15 protein-coding genes are annotated in these 15,936 nt (G+C 70.7%); 9 read left to right on the top strand and 6 right to left on the bottom strand.

Features of this window, described 5'->3' with window-relative positions; genetic code table 11:
* Positions 1-49: 49 nt before the first annotated feature.
* The 5 genes from M3330_RS21115 to M3330_RS21095 all read right to left on the bottom strand — a co-directional run bounded on the left by M3330_RS21115 (position 50) and on the right by M3330_RS21095 (position 4,192).
* Positions 50-898, bottom strand: a complete 849-nt coding sequence (locus M3330_RS21115; protein WP_255026230.1) for a hypothetical protein — start codon at positions 896-898, stop codon at positions 50-52.
* A gap of 3 nt (positions 899-901) precedes the next feature.
* Complete coding sequence (gene rsmH, locus M3330_RS21110) at positions 902-1,849, bottom strand: 16S rRNA (cytosine(1402)-N(4))-methyltransferase RsmH (protein WP_232238118.1); 948 nt, start codon at positions 1,847-1,849, stop codon at positions 902-904.
* A 384-nt stretch (positions 1,850-2,233) separates the two neighbouring features.
* Entirely contained in the window at positions 2,234-2,665 is a 432-nt protein-coding gene (gene mraZ, locus M3330_RS21105) for a division/cell wall cluster transcriptional repressor MraZ (protein ID WP_006554148.1), read from the bottom strand.
* Between the two features lie 448 nt (positions 2,666-3,113).
* The gene (locus tag M3330_RS21100; protein WP_024101274.1) at positions 3,114-3,533 is read right to left on the bottom strand and encodes a DUF3040 domain-containing protein; all 420 of its coding nucleotides are present in this window, start codon (positions 3,531-3,533) and stop codon (positions 3,114-3,116) included.
* 173 nt (positions 3,534-3,706) lie between these two features.
* Entirely contained in the window at positions 3,707-4,192 is a 486-nt protein-coding gene (locus M3330_RS21095; RefSeq protein WP_071935188.1) for an SAV_6107 family HEPN domain-containing protein, read from the bottom strand.
* 323 nt (positions 4,193-4,515) lie between these two features.
* On the opposite strand from M3330_RS21095, the gene M3330_RS21090 reads away from it, so the two are divergent.
* From M3330_RS21090 to M3330_RS21070, 5 genes are read left to right on the top strand one after another with little or no spacing between them, the layout of a single operon-like run.
* Complete coding sequence (locus tag M3330_RS21090) at positions 4,516-5,163, top strand: GNAT family N-acetyltransferase (protein WP_024101276.1); 648 nt, start codon at positions 4,516-4,518, stop codon at positions 5,161-5,163.
* Positions 5,160-6,755: an NAD(P)/FAD-dependent oxidoreductase gene (locus tag M3330_RS21085; RefSeq protein ID WP_255026228.1), complete on the top strand. Its 1,596-nt coding sequence runs from the start codon at positions 5,160-5,162 to the stop codon at positions 6,753-6,755. The genes M3330_RS21090 and M3330_RS21085 overlap by 4 nt, the downstream gene beginning before the upstream one ends.
* Positions 6,752-7,630 (top strand): carotenoid biosynthesis protein, encoded by an 879-nt coding sequence (locus M3330_RS21080; RefSeq protein ID WP_255026226.1) that lies wholly within the window; start codon positions 6,752-6,754, stop codon positions 7,628-7,630. The genes M3330_RS21085 and M3330_RS21080 overlap by 4 nt, the downstream gene beginning before the upstream one ends.
* Positions 7,627-8,349, top strand: coding sequence for a DUF3153 domain-containing protein (locus M3330_RS21075; RefSeq protein WP_006554154.1), 723 nt, complete (start codon positions 7,627-7,629; stop codon positions 8,347-8,349). Before M3330_RS21080 ends, M3330_RS21075 begins: the two co-directional genes overlap by 4 nt.
* The gene (locus M3330_RS21070) at positions 8,319-9,536 is read left to right on the top strand and encodes a glycosyltransferase family 2 protein (protein WP_019289761.1); all 1,218 of its coding nucleotides are present in this window, start codon (positions 8,319-8,321) and stop codon (positions 9,534-9,536) included. The genes M3330_RS21075 and M3330_RS21070 overlap by 31 nt, the downstream gene beginning before the upstream one ends.
* A gap of 24 nt (positions 9,537-9,560) precedes the next feature.
* On the opposite strand, the gene metF is transcribed toward M3330_RS21070, so the two are convergent.
* On the bottom strand, positions 9,561-10,505 hold the full coding sequence (metF, locus tag M3330_RS21065) for a methylenetetrahydrofolate reductase [NAD(P)H] (protein WP_170318569.1): 945 nt from the start codon (positions 10,503-10,505) through the stop codon (positions 9,561-9,563).
* A 219-nt stretch (positions 10,506-10,724) separates the two neighbouring features.
* Between metF and M3330_RS21060 the strand changes: the two genes are divergently transcribed.
* The 4 genes from M3330_RS21060 (at position 10,725) to M3330_RS21045 (ending at position 15,927) form a co-directional block, all read left to right on the top strand.
* Positions 10,725-11,771: a polyprenyl synthetase family protein gene (locus tag M3330_RS21060; RefSeq protein WP_255026225.1), complete on the top strand. Its 1,047-nt coding sequence runs from the start codon at positions 10,725-10,727 to the stop codon at positions 11,769-11,771.
* A gap of 5 nt (positions 11,772-11,776) precedes the next feature.
* Positions 11,777-13,309, top strand: coding sequence for a phytoene desaturase family protein (gene crtI, locus M3330_RS21055; protein ID WP_064852001.1), 1,533 nt, complete (start codon positions 11,777-11,779; stop codon positions 13,307-13,309).
* A gap of 100 nt (positions 13,310-13,409) precedes the next feature.
* The gene (locus tag M3330_RS21050) at positions 13,410-14,996 is read left to right on the top strand and encodes an alpha-(1->6)-mannopyranosyltransferase A (RefSeq protein ID WP_019289764.1); all 1,587 of its coding nucleotides are present in this window, start codon (positions 13,410-13,412) and stop codon (positions 14,994-14,996) included.
* The gene (locus M3330_RS21045) at positions 14,989-15,927 is read left to right on the top strand and encodes a phytoene/squalene synthase family protein (RefSeq protein WP_255026224.1); all 939 of its coding nucleotides are present in this window, start codon (positions 14,989-14,991) and stop codon (positions 15,925-15,927) included. The genes M3330_RS21050 and M3330_RS21045 overlap by 8 nt, the downstream gene beginning before the upstream one ends.
* Positions 15,928-15,936: the final 9 nt, after the last annotated feature.

Genomic DNA, 15,936 nt, shown 5'->3' with positions numbered 1-15,936 from the left:
GCCGGGGTGGAACGTCGCTGCGGTGCACGCCGAGGGGTGGAGCGGTTGTTCACCGAGGCCCGCCCTCGGGTTCCGTCGGCACGGCCTGGACTGGTGCTTCGGGCGTCGCCTCACGGGGCGCTTCGGATTGCGGCAGTTCGCTCACGGGTACCGATTGTCCTGCCGCGGGCGGTACAGGTGCGGCACCCTCGACATCCGGCGTGGCGGCCGCGGGAGCTTCCGCCGCGGGTACCGGCACGGGAGCCGGTGCCGGTTCCTCGCCCACCGGGCGGCCGTCGGCCGATGGCGCGGCCCGACGCGTGCCCTCGGTGTCGGTGCGCGGCCGGGGTTCCTCGCTCACGTCACCGAGCGGCCGCGGGGTCTCCGCCCCAGCGCTGCCGGCCAGCGGGGTCTGGACGCGGGCGTCCTCTCGGGCGGGCGGATCCAGCGGGACCGGCGGGGCACCCTGGGCCGGAACCGGATCGCCCACCACCTGCACCGAACCGTCCGGAGCGACGACGATCCGCGCGATCTGCCCGGTGGGGATCATCCCCAGTTCCGCCGCGGCGACCGCGAGCGCGGGAGCCGACTCGGCCGTGGCGACGTCGCGCTGGAGCACCGCCCGCTTCTGGGCGAGCTCCTCGTTGAGGGACCGCGCCGCGCTGAGCTCGTAGGAGTCTTCGGTCGCCCGGGTGGTCAGCAACAGCGTCACGGCCATGCCCACGCCCAGGAGCCCGATGATGGTGGCGACGAACGGGATCCGGGTGCGGACACGTCCGGCACCCGTCGTGCGCCCGCGGGTCTGCACCTGTTCGACCCCGAGCTGCGCTGCGCGCTGCGACCGTCGCTGATAGGCACGCTGCGCTGCGGTCGATCGCCCCGGGTTCCGGCGCTGCGGGGGTGCCACCTGTACGGTCATCGGTTACCTCCTGGCGATTCGTTCTGCAGCACGCAGGCGGACGGGCGCCGAACGTGGGTTGGCCTCGATCTCGTCGTCCGTTGCCCGCTCCGCACCGCGGGTGAGGATGCGCAGTTCCGGTCCCATCCCGGGCAGTTCGACCGGAAGCCCTTCGGGACTGCGGGACTTCGCACGCGGTGTCAGTTCCTGCTTGACGACCTTGTCCTCGAGCGACTGGTAGGACATGAAGACGATCCGGCCGCCCACCGCGAGAGCGTCGAGAGCGTCGGGGATCGCGGTGCGCAACGAGTCGAGCTCCGCGTTGACCTCGACCCGCAACGCCTGGAAGGTGCGCTTGGCCGGGTGACCACCGGTACGGCGGGTCGCCGCCGGGATCGTGCGGTACAGCAGTTCGACGAGTTCGCCACTCGTCCGGAAGGGAGTCTTGGCCCGGGTCCGCACGATCTCGGAGGCGATCCTGCCGGCGAAGCGCTCCTCGCCGTAGGTGCTCAGGATGCGAGCGAGGTCGCCGTGACTGTAGGTGTTGAGGACATCGGCCGCGGTGATGCCGGTGGTGGCATCCATCCGCATGTCGAGCGGGGCGTCCTTGGAATAGGCGAAACCGCGCTCCGCCTCGTCGAGCTGCATCGAGGACACGCCGAGATCGAACAGGGCGGCGTGGACCGAGCCGTACCGGTCGAGGCCGACGCTCTCGAGCGCGTCGGCGATCCCGTCGTAGCGGGTGTGGACGAAGTCTGTGCGGTCGGAGAACCGTGCGAGTCGCTCGCGGGCGATCGCCAGTGCGTCGGTATCACGGTCGAGGCCGACGAGCCGCAGCCTCGGGTAGATCGTCAGGAAGTGTTCGGAGTGCCCCCCGAGACCGAGTGTCGCGTCGACGTAGACCGCGCCCTCGCCGTCGGGACCGACGCTCTCGATGGCCGGACCGAGAAGGTCGACGGCGCGCTGGAGCATGACGGGCACGTGGCCGAATTCCGCCGCAGATGTCACATCGGCACCGGTGGCCTCATCCGTACCATCGACGGATTCGTGCTCGCCGTCCACCATGTGTCCTCCGGAATCCTGCTCGGGCCGCTTACGGTCTGTCGGGTACTCGTCGGGTGGACGGTGGTATGCCTCGTGCCTGCCTGTCGCTCGTCTCGATACCGTGCTCGCCGCCATGGGGGGTGGATACGGAAGACGGCGAATGCCTCGAGGTCTCTGTCCGAGTCCGAAGAGACCTGACGCCGGGGAAGTGCGTCAGGGCCCTCCGGTCCGTACCTGGCGCTGGGGAAGTGCGTCAGGGCCGGCACATCGGGCAGAGGCCTCGCGGCACTCGCCGCGCAACCCGAGCCGTGGTTACAAGATGTCGCGTAGTGCTTCGTCTCTCGCTTCCGAGAAGTCTTCTTCGTGCTCGGCGAGGTAGGTCTCCCATGCCGTCGCGTCCCAGATCTCGAGGTACCTGACCGAACCGATCACCACGCAGTCCTTGGTGAGACCGGCGTACTTGCGGTGGGCTGACGACAGCGTGATCCGGCCTTGTGAGTCGGGTCGCTGCTCCTCCGTTCCCGACGCGAGACTCCGCAGGAACGCACGTGCCTGAGGGTTGCTCCGTGAGGCACTCGCAGCGCGTTCTGCCAGAGCGGCGAACTCGTCGCGAGGGAACACGGTGAGGCTGTGATCCTGCCCCTTCGTGATCATCAACCCTCCCGCCAGCTCGTCTCGGTACTTCGCCGGCAGTGTCAGCCGGCCCTTGTCGTCCAACTTCGGGGTGTAGGTACCGAGGAACACTCGGCGCCTCCCCGCTGCCGGACGGATGCTTCGCGCGACAGGACACCTTGTCCCGCCGCGCCCCACATTACCCCACTTTGCCCCACCGGAAACGGATTACTGCCGCCCGGCCGCGCGTGTTGTCGTCACATTCCCAGCTCAGAGCAGGTGGCGGAAAATGGGGACACGCGCTCGCGTGACGACGACGGATCCACCGCTGTCGGCGCCCCGACGATCCGCCCCACCGGCGGAGCGAGGGCCGAGCAATCGGCGACCAGGGAAAACACTGCGGCCGGAGCCGAGGTGGGAGGCGGTGGGGAGACGGAGATTGCGCGAGTGGGGCGCGGTGGTGGAGGGACAGAGGGGCGGAGAGGCGGACGACGCCGGGTCGGTGAAAGGTCTGCAGACGAACGACGACGGCACGACCCGTGGGTCGCGCCGTCGTCGGTACACCTGATGGTCGAGGAGGTCAGTCCTGCTCGAAACGCCTCCGGAACCGCTCTTCCATGCGGTTGGTGAAGCCACCACCCGAGGACTTCTTGCCGCCGCGGGAACTTCGACCGGACTTTCCGGAACCGGAACTACCGCCCGTCGCCCCGGGAGTCGACGGCCGACGACCGCCGAGGAGCAACAAGACTCCGGCGGCGAACATCACGAGGAACCCGAGCAGACTGATGATCGGGAAGCCGCCCGGCTTGAGCGGCAGGGCAACGCCGGCGATCAGCAGCGTCAGGCCCAACACGAACAAAGCGCCGGCCTGTAGCCGCCGCCGGTTCGACGCCATCCCCAACCGGCTGCCACGCACGGTCGAGGCGAACTTGGGATCCTCAGCATAGAGCGCGCTCTCGATCTGATCGAGCATGCGCTGCTCGTGCTCGGAGAGTGGCACGGTACCTCCCCCGGCACTAAACGGTGGCCACCGGATCCGTGGGGCGAATCCGGTGGGGGGCCGTCCGTACGGCCGCCTGAGTCAATAATACGAGCAGATGTCGCTGTGGACCACAAACTCCACACGTGAGTTCGATCCCGTCGTCGGCGAAGGCCCTCGTGAAGGGGCGAAAGTCACCCACCGACACCGACCTCCGGCTCTGCTTCGGCGTCGAGATAGCCCTCCACATCGTGCAGGAAGTGGCCCACCTCGTCGTAGAAGGCACCGGATTCGTCGGCTCCCACCGCCTGCGCGACCCCCGCCTCGACCGCGGTGCGGGTGGCGGAGCGATCGGCGAAGTAGTCGGCCCAGACGGCGAAGGACTCGTCGGCGCGCGCCATGAGTGCCCATGCGTTGCGCGTCGCGGGTCGGCGGGACCGGATCCCGGAGCGCAGCTCCGCGGCCGCGACCACCGCACCGGCACCGCGCAGCGCCGCCAGGTAGGCGAGGCGGAACCGCTCGCCCGGATCGCCGGCACCGGCGGCACCGGAAAGCAGATCGTCGGCCTTGCGCAGCAGCGTCGCCGCGCGCGCCGAGGTGGCATGGTCGATGCATGCGGACGGCCCGAGCGTGGGAGACGTTCGGCGCGGGCCTCGACTCGCGACCTGACCGTTGGCCATGTTCACGCACCTCCTCGGCGTGGTCTCACCACTCGCTACAACGAGCGGTATCCGGTGGCATTCCCGCCGAAACGCCGAGGAACGGAGATCACTGTCCTCGAGTGAGGCCCGACACGGACGCCGAGCGGGAGACCCCAGGGTGATCCGGGGATGTTCGCTTCCCTCGAACATCCCCGGATCACCGATGTCGAACATGCGTTCGACGTATTCAATATAGCTGGACCCACCGACAACCCGTCAAGAGAAAGCGGCCACGTCATCCCGAACGATCAGCGAGACCCGAGCACCTCCGACGCACCGCGAGCCACCCGAACGAGTCACGCATGACCACCGATCCCTGCCAGGACGCCCCGATCCTCACCGAGCTCTCCCCCGCGGACTTCCGTGCGCACCTGCCCTCGCTGCTGACCGTCTACGTCGCGGCGATGCGATATCCCCGAGGCACGGAGTACCACCGCGCGCCCATGTGGTCCGAGCATTCGGCCCGCGCGGGTTGGCAGGCGTTCGCCGCGAGCCTCCCCGAGGATCCGGACACCGTCGTCGGGATCGCGTACGGCTACCGGGGCGACACCCGCCAGTGGTGGCACCAGCAGGTGCGCGCCGGCATGCGCCATTCCGGACGGTCCCCCGAGGAGATCGATCGCGTTCTCTCCGACTACTTCGAGCTCACCGAACTGCACGTCCGACCCGACATGCAGGGACGCCGCATCGGTGAACTGCTCCTGTCGGCGCTGCTGCGGGAACGCACGGAAGCGGCCGTACTGCTGTCGACACCCGAGGTGCCGGGCGAGGACAACCGGGCGTGGCGGCTGTACCGTCGGTTCGGATTCCAGGACGTCGTCCGCCGGTTCGTCTTCACCGGCGACGCCCGCCCGTTCGCGGTCCTCGGCAGGAGCCTGCCCCTCGAGCCGGACCTCGTTCCGCACCACCATCACACGATCGGCGATCCGGACGGAAGCGGTACCCCATGAACGCCACACTCGACGTCGTCGTCGTCGGCTCGGGCCACAACGCCCTGGTCTCCGCGTGTTATCTCGCCCGCGACGGATGGTCGGTGGAGGTTCTCGAACGCGACACCGTGCCGGGCGGCGCCGTCTCCACCGTCGAACGTTTCCCCGGATATGCCGTCGACCGCGGCTCCTCGGCGCACATCATGGTGCGCCACTCCGGGATCGTCGAGGAACTCGATCTCGCCGCCCACGGCCTGCGCTACATCGACTGCGACCCGTGGGCGTACGCGCCGCCCCCGGCGGACTCCGACCGTCCCGGCATCGTCTTCCACCGCGATCTCGACCGGACCTGCGCCTCCGTCGAGGCCGCCTGCGGACGCCGCGAGGCCGACGCGTACCGCCGCTTCGTGCAGGACTGGGGCCCGCGCAGCGCGGCGGTGATGACGTCGTTCACCCGTCCCCCGACCGGCCGGCACCTGCTGTCCTCGTTCTGGGGACTCGACGCGGGTGAGGGGGGCAGCGCCCTGTCCCGCCGGTTCCTCACCACCGGCGACAGCCTGCTCGACGAGTACTTCGACGACGAACCCCTCAAGGCGGCCCTCGCCTGGTTCGGCGCGCAGTCCGGCCCGCCCATGTCCGAACCCGGCACCGCGGCGATGGTGGGCTTCGCCGCCCTCATGCACACCCTTCCCCCGGGTCGCGCGATCGGCGGAAGCGGTGCGCTCACCCAGGCCCTGCTGTCGCGGCTGCGGTCCGATGGCGGCACGGTGACCTGCGGCGACGCCGCCACCGAGATCCGCTGGACCGGCGATCTGTGGACCGTGCGCACCGAATCGGGACGCTCGGTGCAAGCCCGCAGGGTCGTCGCCGGATGCCACGTGCTGACCACGCTGGATCTGCTCGACCGCGGCGGATACGACCGCGACCGGCTCGAGGGCTGGCGTCGCAGCATGCGGGTCGGTCCGGGCATCGGCATGGTCCTGCGCCTCGGCACCGACTCGCTGCCCCGCTACCGCGGCTGCGACGAGCCCGAATCGACGACCTCCGGTCTGCAACTGCTCGTCGACGACCGCGCCCACCTGCGCGCCGCGCACGGTGCCGCGATGGCGGGAGACCTGCCCCCGCGACCCACCGTCCTCGCGATGAGCTTCTCCGCCCTCGACCCGACGATCGCACCCGACGGCAAGCACCAGATCACGCTGTGGTCCCAGTGGCATCCGTACGCGCTGCGCGGCGGACGTCGCTGGGCGGACATCGCCGGCGCCGAGACCGACCGCATCCTCGCCGAGATGGAGACGCGCTCTCCCGGCTTCACCGCGAGCGTGGAGCACTGCCACGTGCAGACCCCCGCGGACATCGAGAGCGAACTCGGCCTGCTCGGCGGGAACGTCATGCACGTGGAGATGTCGCTGGACCAGATGTTCCTGTGGCGTCCGCTGCCGGAGCTGTCCGGCTACCGGGTGCCCGACGCGCCCGGCCTCTATCTCACCGGCGCCTCGACCCATCCCGGTGGTGGAGTCTCCGGTGCGAGCGGCCGCAACGCCGCCCGGGTCGCCCTCGCCGACGCCAAGGGCAGTCTCGTGGACCGCGTGAAGGGCTGGGTGTCGCGGTGACCGACACCCGCGTCCCCGCACCGCCCCGACCGGCCCGGTGGCGGACGGTCCTTCCGATCGTCCCGGCCGTCGCCGCGGTCCTCGCCCAGATCGCCTATCCCCTCACCGAGGGCGGCGCCCGGGACGCCGCGACCGTCGCGGTCGTCACGCTGCTCACCGCCGCCTGCCTCGTCCACGCCGCGTTGAACCGCGGCATCACCTTCGCCGTCGTCCTGTTCGTCAGCTCGGCGGGCATCGGGTATCTGTCCGAGGTGGTCGGCACGATGACCGGCTATCCCTATGGCTGCTACAGCTACGTCACCGACAGGCTCGGGCCGGCCGCACTCGACGTCCCGCTGGTGGTGCCGCTGGCGTGGTCGGCGGGCCTGTACCCCGTCTGGTGCGTGGCCTCCCGCCTCGTCCGCAACGGTCCCGGCAGGGTCGCGGCGGTCACCGTCGGCATGCTGGGCTGGGATCTCTATCTCGACCCCCAGATGGTGGCGGACGGGCACTGGTCGTGGTGCAACGCCGGCGGCCTGCCCGGGATCGAGCACATCCCGCTCACCAACTACGCGGGCTGGCTCCTCGTCGCCGCGATCATGGCGACCGTACTCGTGCTCGTCGACTCCCGCTCGGACCGTGCCGACGCGCCCCGGCACGACGCCGTGCCGATTGCGCTGTTCCTGTGGACGTGGCTCGGTTCGGCCCTCGCCCACAGCGTATTCCTCGACGCTCCCGAACTCGGCTACTCCGCGGTCTACGGGCTGGTCGTCATGGGGGTACTGGGTCTTCCCCTGCTGGTCTCACTCGTCCGGTCGTGGCGCGCAAGCGTGTCCGCTCCCGGGCGGGACGAGGCACGACTCGCCGCGAGCGACCCGAAGAACCGACGAGGATGACCGTGCCTGGCACCATGTTCTCCGTGCAGTCGTCCATCCTGTCCGTCCGCCGTCGTGTCGTCGCGGTCGTGGGGCTCGTGCTCCTCGGCCTCCCGCTCCTCACCGGCTGCCTGCGCGTGCAGGCGACGATGGGGATCTCCTCCGACGACCGTGTGTCGGGGCAGATCGTCGCCGCGACCATCCCCGCCGACGAGAACGATCCCGGCCCCGAACTCACCGCTCCCTCGGCCCTGGCCGGGAAGGTGCGGGTGCAGGAGTACTCGCAGGACGGCTACGTCGGGAGCCAGGTCTTCTTCAACGACCTCACCTTCGGCGACGTCCAGCAGCTCGCCACGATGTCCGATCAGAGCGCCGGCATGTTCCAGCTCAACCTGCAGCGCTCGGGCGATCTGGTGGCACTGAACGGACGTGTGGATCTCGAGTCCGCTCCCACCCAGGGCACCGACGTGCAGTTCACCATCGCGTTCCCCGCCCGGGTGGCGACCACCAACGGCACCCGCGAGTCGGATTCGGTCGTGACCTGGAAGATTCCGGCCGGCGAGGTGAGCACCCTCCGCGCGGAGGTGCGCTACGCCGATCCCAACACGCGCGGTTTCGCGGGCTGGGCCGGAATCATGGCCGGCGGCGCCTTCGGTGTCACGCTGATCATCGCCGGCGCGGCCTGGTTCACCCGCAATCCCGCGCCGCAGTGGTCGTCGGCGAACGGGACGCGGTCCTGACCCGCCTTCCGCGCGACCCGTCCCCCGGTCTCACGCGACTCGTCGCCGGTGGCGCTCTCGTCGCCTCCTACGGCGCGGCCGTTGCCGTCGCGAACCGGGTCTCGCTCCCTCGTCTCGTGCCGGGACCGGTGGTCGACGAGCAGGTCACCGTCGTCGTCCCCGCCCGCGACGAGGCGCCCCGCATCGCCGCGATCGTGTCCGACCTGCGGGCACAGACAGGACTGCACGCCCTGCGCGTGGTGATCCTCGACGACGACTCGTCCGACGGCACCGCCGACCTGGCCACGGCCGCGGCCGAGGGCGACGAGCGCATCACCGTCGTCCGATCGACACAGCCACCGCCCGAAGGATGGACCGGGAAGGCGGCCGCGTGCGCCGCAGCCGTCGCCCACGCCGGATCGACTACCGACAGCGGCATCGTCGTGTTCGTCGACGCGGACGTCCGGCTCGCACCCGACGCGCTCGCCGCCGCCGTCGCTCTGCTGCGCCACCAGGACGCCGCGCTCGTCTCACCGTTCCCGTACCAGCTCACCGGATCGGCGCTCGAACGGCTCGTGCAGCCCCTGCTGTTCTGGTCGTGGTTCTCGTTGCTCCCCGTCGCGGTCTCGCACCGCACCCACCGGCCGTCGATGGCGGTCGCGTGCGGACAGTTCCTCGTCTTCGACGCGCGCGCCTACGCGGCGATCGGCGGGCACGCCGCGGTCGCGGCGAGTCCCACGGAGGATCTGGATCTGGCCCGGACGCTGCGTCGCGCCGGACTGCCTACGACGGTCGCGGCCGCGGGCGGACTGGCGTCGTGCCGGATGTACGACGGAGCCCGCCCGCTGATCGGCGGTTACACCCGCTGGTTGTGGTCGGCGTTCGGATCCCCGGTGGGGGCGGCCGCGGTGGTCGCGCTGTATCTCCTCGCCTACTTCGTGCCCCCGGCCGCGGCGCTTCTCGGCGGGGGACGGACGCGACGCTGGGGCGTGGCCGGTGCCACCGCGGGCGTGACGTCACGCCTTCTCGCGCGCGTCACCGAGCGGGGAGGACGCCGACACCCGGACGCTCCGGACCGTCCCGTCGACGATCTGCTGGACGCCGCGGCGCACCCGGCATCGGTCCTGGCGGTCGGTGCGCTCACGGCGTCGTCGATCCGGGCACGGCGCAGCGGACGCGCGGCGTGGAAGGCCCGCGTCCTGCCCTGACCCCGAACCGGCGCGGGCCGGATGTCAGGCCGGCTGCACCGCGGCGGGAGCTTCGAGTTCGTAGCCGAGGCGGTCGAGCACCTCGCCGGTCGCGCGGGCGAAGTTGAGCGTGATGAAGTGCAGGCACGGCGCACCCTCGGAGATCAGCCGCTCGCACATCTCCGTCGCCACCTCGATGCCCACCTCGCGCACCGCGGCGCGGTTCTCCTCCGGACCGTCGCCTGCCGCGCGCCGCAGCCGCTCCTCGAGAACGGGCGGCAGATGCGAACCCGACAGTTCGAGGCTGCGCCGCGCCGAGCGCAGCGACGTGATGGGCATGATCTCGGGGATGATCGGCTTGAGCCCCTGCTCGGCGTCGCAGGCCACGACCCGGTCGCGCAGCCTCAGGTAGTGCTCGACGTCGAAGAACATCTGGGTGATCGAGTACTCGGCACCCGCACGGAGCTTCTGCACGAGATAGCGGGTGTCGTGATCGAGGTCCGGGGACCGGTGGTGTCCTTCGGGGAACGACGCGACGCCCACGTGGAAGTCGCCGAGCTCGCGCACCAGACGCACGAGCTCGTCGGCGTATTCGAGACCTTCGGGGTGCTTTTCCCACTCGCCGAGCGGGTTGCCCGGCGGGTCACCGCGCAGCGCGAGGATGTTGGTGATGCCGCGGTCGGCGTAGGCGCCGACCATCGCGCGCAGTTCGTCGATGCTGTGCCCGACGGCCGTGAGGTGCGCGACCGGCAGGAGGGTGGTCTCCTCGGCGAGGCGTCCGGTGACCCGGACCGTACGGTCGCGGGTGGAGCCCCCGGCGCCGTAGGTCATCGATACGAAGGCCGGGCCGAGACGTTCGAACGTCCGCACGGCGCGCCACAGTCGTCCCTCGGCCTCGGCGTCGCGAGGCGGGGAGAACTCGACGGAGAACGGAATGCGGCCCGAACGCGCGGACCCGAGACGGTCCACGATCGACGGGGTCCGAGAAATCCCGCCGTCCTCGGTTGCCCTGACGAAGTCGCTTGTCACCGGTCCAGCATAGGTGGCGCCCCCGGGGCGGTCGCTACCGGCGACGACCCGACTGTGCGGATAGGCTGGTCGCGGCACCTCCGGCTCACCCGCCTCCGAGGTGCCGTCACCCATCGACCTGGAGGTTTCGTCCTGTCTACCGGCGCCGTTCACCTGTCTGCCGAGCAGCTCCCCCATCGGGTGGAGGACTCCCTCCGGCAGTTCTTCACCTCACGCTCCGACCTGATCGACTCGGTGGGCAATGGATACCGGCAGGCCGTCGACACGCTCGAGGCATTCGTGCTGCGCGGCGGCAAGCGGGTGCGTCCGCGTTTCGCCTGGACGGGCTGGCTCGGCGCCGGTGGTGACCCGACCGGGCCGGACGCCGAGGCCGTCCTGCAGGCGTGCTCCGCGCTCGAGCTCGTGCAGGCCGCGGCGCTCGTCCACGACGACATCATCGATGCCTCCACCATGCGCCGCGGATTCCCCACCGTGCACGTCGAGTTCACCGAGCAGCACCGGAAGGCCGGCTGGCACGGCAGGCCGGAGCAGTTCGGCGAGTCGGTCGCGATCCTGCTCGGCGACCTCGCCCTGGTCTGGGCCGACGACATGCTGCACTCGGCGGGGCTCGACCCCGCGACCGTCGCGCGCGTGGTCCCGGCCTGGACCGCGATGCGCACCGAAGTGCTCGGCGGGCAGTACCTCGACATCGCCAACGAAGTGGCGGCGGACGAATCGGTGGAGGCCGCTACGCGGGTCAACCGGTTCAAGACCGCGGCGTACACGATCGAACGCCCCCTGCACATCGGCGCTGCCCTCGCCGGCGCCGACGACGACCTCATCGCCGCATACCGCCGCTTCGGCACCGACATCGGCCTGGCGTTCCAGCTGCGCGACGACCTGCTCGGTGTCTTCGGCGACCCCGAGGTCACCGGCAAGCCTTCGGGCGACGACCTGCGCTCGGGCAAGAGGACCGTCCTGTACGCGCTGGCACTGGAGACGGCCGATGCCTCCGATCCGGCCGCGGCCGAGCTGCTGCGCACCTCGATCGGGACCGATCTGTCCGACGCGCAGGTCGAGCACCTCCGCTCGCTGCTCGTCGATCTCGGCGCGGTCGCCCGAATCGAGGACCGCATCTCGGAACTGACCGACAGCGCGTTCGAGGCGCTCGAGGCGTCCGGCGCCACCGAGGAGGGCAAGGCCCTTCTGCGCGAGTCGGCGGTCGCGGCGACGCGACGGGTGGCGTGACGGCGGTGCGGACCGTTCCCGGCGCCGACCGGGTCGTCGTGGTCGGTGCCGGTCTCGCCGGTCTGTCGGCGGCACTGTACCTGCGCGGCGCCGGTAAGGACGTCACGGTGCTCGAACGCGCCGACGACGTCGGCGGCCGGGTCGGCAGCTATCACGGCCCGGGCTACGAGATCGACAACGGCGCCACCGTGCTGACGATGCCCGAGTTGATCGACGACGCGCTCGCCGCGGTGGGCACCGACCGCAACTCCGTCCGGCCGGCCCTGCGCACCCGGCGACTGTCCCCCGCCTATCACGCGCGGTTCGCCGACGGCACCTCGATCGACGTGCACTCCGACCCCGACGCCATGGTCGCGGAGATCTCACGGGTGTGCGGTCCCGACGAGGCACGCCGCTATCTGGGGTTGCGCGCGTGGCTCGCCGACATCTTCGACGCCGAGTTCGACCGCTTCATGGACGCGAGTTTCGACTCGCCGCTCGACCTGGTCTCGTCCCCGGCGGCGCTGCGCGATCTGGCGCGTCTGCTCCGACTGGGCGGGTTCGGCAGGCTCGGCGCGCAGGTGAACCGCAGGGTCACCGACCCGCGCCTGCGCCGCGTCTTCACCTTCCAGGCGCTGTACGCGGGGGTCGCTCCGGCACGGGCCCTCGCCGTCTACGGGGCCATCGCCCACATGGACACGTCGCTGGGCGTGTACGCGGTGGACGGCGGCATGCGGTCGGTCGCCCGCGCGATGGCCGCGGCGTTCGTCGAGGCCGGCGGACGGCTCGAACTCGGCCGGGAGGTGACCTCGCTCGACCTCTCCGCCGGTCGGGTCGACGGTGTCCGCACCCGCGACGGACAGCGCTTCCCGTGCGACGCGGCCGTCCTGACCCCCGACACCCCGGTGGTCGACGGATTGCTGCCGCGCCGACGGTGCCGCCGCACGCTGGCCGCGCCGTCGGCCGTCGTGCTGCACGGGTCGGTCCCCACCGGGGTGACCCGTGGCTGGGCGGCGCAACACCACCACGTGATCGATTTCGGCGGGGAGTGGGACCGCACCTTCGCGGAGATCACCCGCAGCCGCGGACGCGGCCGGCCGATGTCGGACCCCTCGCTGCTCATCACGCGACCGGCACTGTCCGATCCCGGCCTGCGATTCACCCGTGAGGGCGTCGAGCACGAACCGTTGTCGGTGCTGGCGCCATGCCCGAACCTCGACAGCGCTCCGCTCGCCTGGGCCGAGCTCGCGGTGCCCTATCGCAACGAACTGCTCGACGTCCTCGACCGCCGCGGATACGGCGGCATCACGGACGGTTTCCGCGTCGACCACATCGACACGCCGGCCACCTGGCACGCTCGTGGCATGCAGGCGGGCAGCCCGTTCTCGAGCGCTCACGTCTTCCGGCAGACGGGACCGTTCCGGCGCCGCAACCTCGATCCGGCCGTTCCCGGCGTGGTGCTCGCGGGGTCGGCGACGGTGCCGGGCGTCGGTGTCCCCACCGTGCTGTTGTCCGGAAGGCTCGCCGCCGAACGGCTCGGTGTTCCGCGAAGGCGGTGACACCGGGCGCACCACGCTCCGCGTCTCCACTAAACTGTCCTCGTTCGCCAGCTATCTGCGCGCCGCGCATCCACACGTCCACGGGGGAGGAACCGTACCGATGTCGTCCCCTGCCTCGCCCGACGCCGAGCCGCAGACCTCGCCCGCGCCGGAGGGGACGGCCGCACCGAAGGGTGAGCGTCCGAAGCACGCATTCCTGAGGAGTCCCGCCGGCCATGCCGCGCTGCTCGGCGCGTGGGGCGCGGTACTCATGACCTTCGGCAGTTTCGGATCGGGCAGTGTCCGGCGGATCGACCCGCTGCTCGAGGACATCTATCTGTCGTGGCTGCGGTTCGGCCACGGCCAGTTGCTCTCGCGGATCATCCTGTGGGTCGGTGTGCTCCTCATGATCGCAGCGTGGGTGCGCGTCGGCCGGGCGACCCTCGCCGGCCACGTCACGGTGCGCGATCTGTGGACGGTGCTGCCCGCGTGGACCGCTCCCCTGTTGGTCGCGACACCGATGTTCAGCCGCGACGCCTACTCCTACCTCGCGCAGGGCGCACTGCTGCGCGACGGTTTCGACCCGTACGAGGTGGGCCCGGTCGTCAATCCGGGCGTCCTGCTCGACAACGTCAGCAATGTGTGGACAACGACGACCACGCCCTACGGGCCCGTCCACCTGCTGCTCGGTGCGGGCATCACGTCCATCACCGACGACAACGTGGTGACGGGCACCTGGCTGTGGCGCCTGACCATGCTTCCCGGCCTGGCACTCATGGCGTGGGCCGTGCCGAAACTCGCCCGTCGCATGGGCGGAAATCCCGCGATTGCCCTGTGGCTCGCAGTGCTGAACCCGCTCGTACTGATCCACCTCGTCGGCGGTGTGCACAACGAGCTGCTGATGGTCGGTCTCATGATCGCCGGCATCGTGTTCGTGCTCGAGGGCCGGCACCTCGGCGGCATCGCCCTGGTCTCCCTCGGCGCCGCGATCAAGGCCACCGCAGGATTGGCACTGCCCTTCCTGGTGTGGGTGTGGATGATCCACGAACGCGATCGTGCGCTTGCCGAGGGACGCGAACCGGCAGCGCCCGTGCGCCTGTTCGCCAAGGCCGTCGGCCTGGGACTGGGGGTCTTCGCCGCGGTCTTCGGTGGCACCTCGTTGCTCGCCGGTGTCGGCATCGGCTGGCTCACCGCCCTGTCCGGCTCGTCGAAGATCATCAACTGGCTGTCGCTGCCGACGATGATGGCGCACGCCGTCACCTGGGTCACTCCGTGGCGGCTCGGATCGGTCCTCGACATCACACGCATGCTCTGCGCGATCGCGCTGGTGGTGATCCTCGTGTGGGCGTGGTGGCGCTTCCGCCGCACCGAGCGCGACGCGATCTTCGGGATCGTCGTGGCGCTGACTGCGGTGACCCTGCTGTCGCCCGCCGCGCTGCCCTGGTACTACTCCTGGCCGCTCGCCGTCGCCGCCGCCTTCGCGATGTCGCCCCGGGTGCTCATGGTGCTCGTCGCACTGTCGACATGGCTGATGTTGATCTTCAACCCCGACGGGTCGATCGGGATGTACAACATCGCGCACGTCGCGCTCGCGGTGTTCGCCTCGATCGTCGCGGCCCGTTCGCTGGTCACCTACGACCCGCTGCGCCTGCGGTTACGACCTCGACCGGCATCACCCGCCGGCGCTGCCCTGGACGACCGTGCCTGAGCGCCCCACGGGGATCGCGGCCGACGATCTCACCCGGGCCTACGCCTACTGCGCCGAGCTCACCGCCGAACACGGACGCACCTACAACCTCGCGACCCGGCTGCTGCCCGCCTCGCGACGACACGCCGTGCACGCGCTCTACGGCTTCGCCCGACACGTCGACGACATCGTCGACGTCACCGCCGTGGACGACCCGGAGGCCGCGATCCGTGGTGTCGACGACGCGCACAGCCGTCTGCACGCCGCACTCGCGGGCGCTCCCGGCCCGCTCGACCACACCGGTCTCGTGGTCCGCGCGCTTGCCGACACGATCGGGCAGTACCGCATCCCGATCGACTATTTCGAGGCGTTCATCCGATCCATGCGCATGGACGTGCCCGGCACGCCCGAGTTCCGGCCCCGCTACGGGACCATGGAGGAACTGCGCGAGTACATGTACGGCTCGGCGGCGGTGATCGGTCTCGAACTGCTGCCGATCCTCGACGTCGACGATCCGGCCGCCCCGCCCGCCGCAGCCGCGCTCGGGTCGGCGTTCCAGCTCACCAACTTCATCCGCGACGTGGGCGAGGACCTCGAACGCGGACGTCTCTACATCCCGCTCGAACTGTGGTCGGCCTTCGGGGTCGACATCGACCTGCTGCAGGAATGCCGGCGCACCGACGCGATGGACCCGAGGGTCCGGCGGGCACTCGCCCACGCGGTCGCGCTGACCCGCGCCGAATATCGCAAAGCCGAACCTGGGCTGGAGGTACTCCCCGACCGGATCCGGCCGGGTATCCGCGCAGCCTTCACGCTCTACGGGCGGATTCTCGACGAGGTCGAACGCAGCGGGTTCCGGGTGCTCGACCGGCGCGCGACGGTTCCGCGCCGCACGCGCGCCGCGGTCATGATCACCGAGTACGTCGCCGGCTCACTGCTCCGGAAGCGGTAGCGACGCCCC

Origin of the sequence: Rhodococcus sp. GA1 (genome assembly GCF_024321955.1) — a bacterium.
GTDB classification, from domain to species: domain Bacteria; phylum Actinomycetota; class Actinomycetes; order Mycobacteriales; family Mycobacteriaceae; genus Rhodococcus; species Rhodococcus pyridinivorans.
This window is presented reverse-complemented; position numbering and strand designations above follow the sequence as displayed.

Coding starts and splice junctions, on each gene's coding strand:
- M3330_RS21115 (WP_255026230.1), bottom strand. CDS start 898: ATGACCGTACAGGTGGCACCCCCGCAGCGCCGGAACCCGGGGCGATCG.
- rsmH (WP_232238118.1), bottom strand. CDS start 1,849: ATGCTCCAGCGCGCCGTCGACCTTCTCGGTCCGGCCATCGAGAGCGTC.
- M3330_RS21095 (WP_071935188.1), bottom strand. CDS start 4,192: ATGGCCAACGGTCAGGTCGCGAGTCGAGGCCCGCGCCGAACGTCTCCC.
- M3330_RS21090 (WP_024101276.1), top strand. CDS start 4,516: ATGACCACCGATCCCTGCCAGGACGCCCCGATCCTCACCGAGCTCTCC.
- M3330_RS21085 (WP_255026228.1), top strand. CDS start 5,160: ATGAACGCCACACTCGACGTCGTCGTCGTCGGCTCGGGCCACAACGCC.
- M3330_RS21075 (WP_006554154.1), top strand. CDS start 7,627: ATGACCGTGCCTGGCACCATGTTCTCCGTGCAGTCGTCCATCCTGTCC.
- M3330_RS21050 (WP_019289764.1), top strand. CDS start 13,410: ATGTCGTCCCCTGCCTCGCCCGACGCCGAGCCGCAGACCTCGCCCGCG.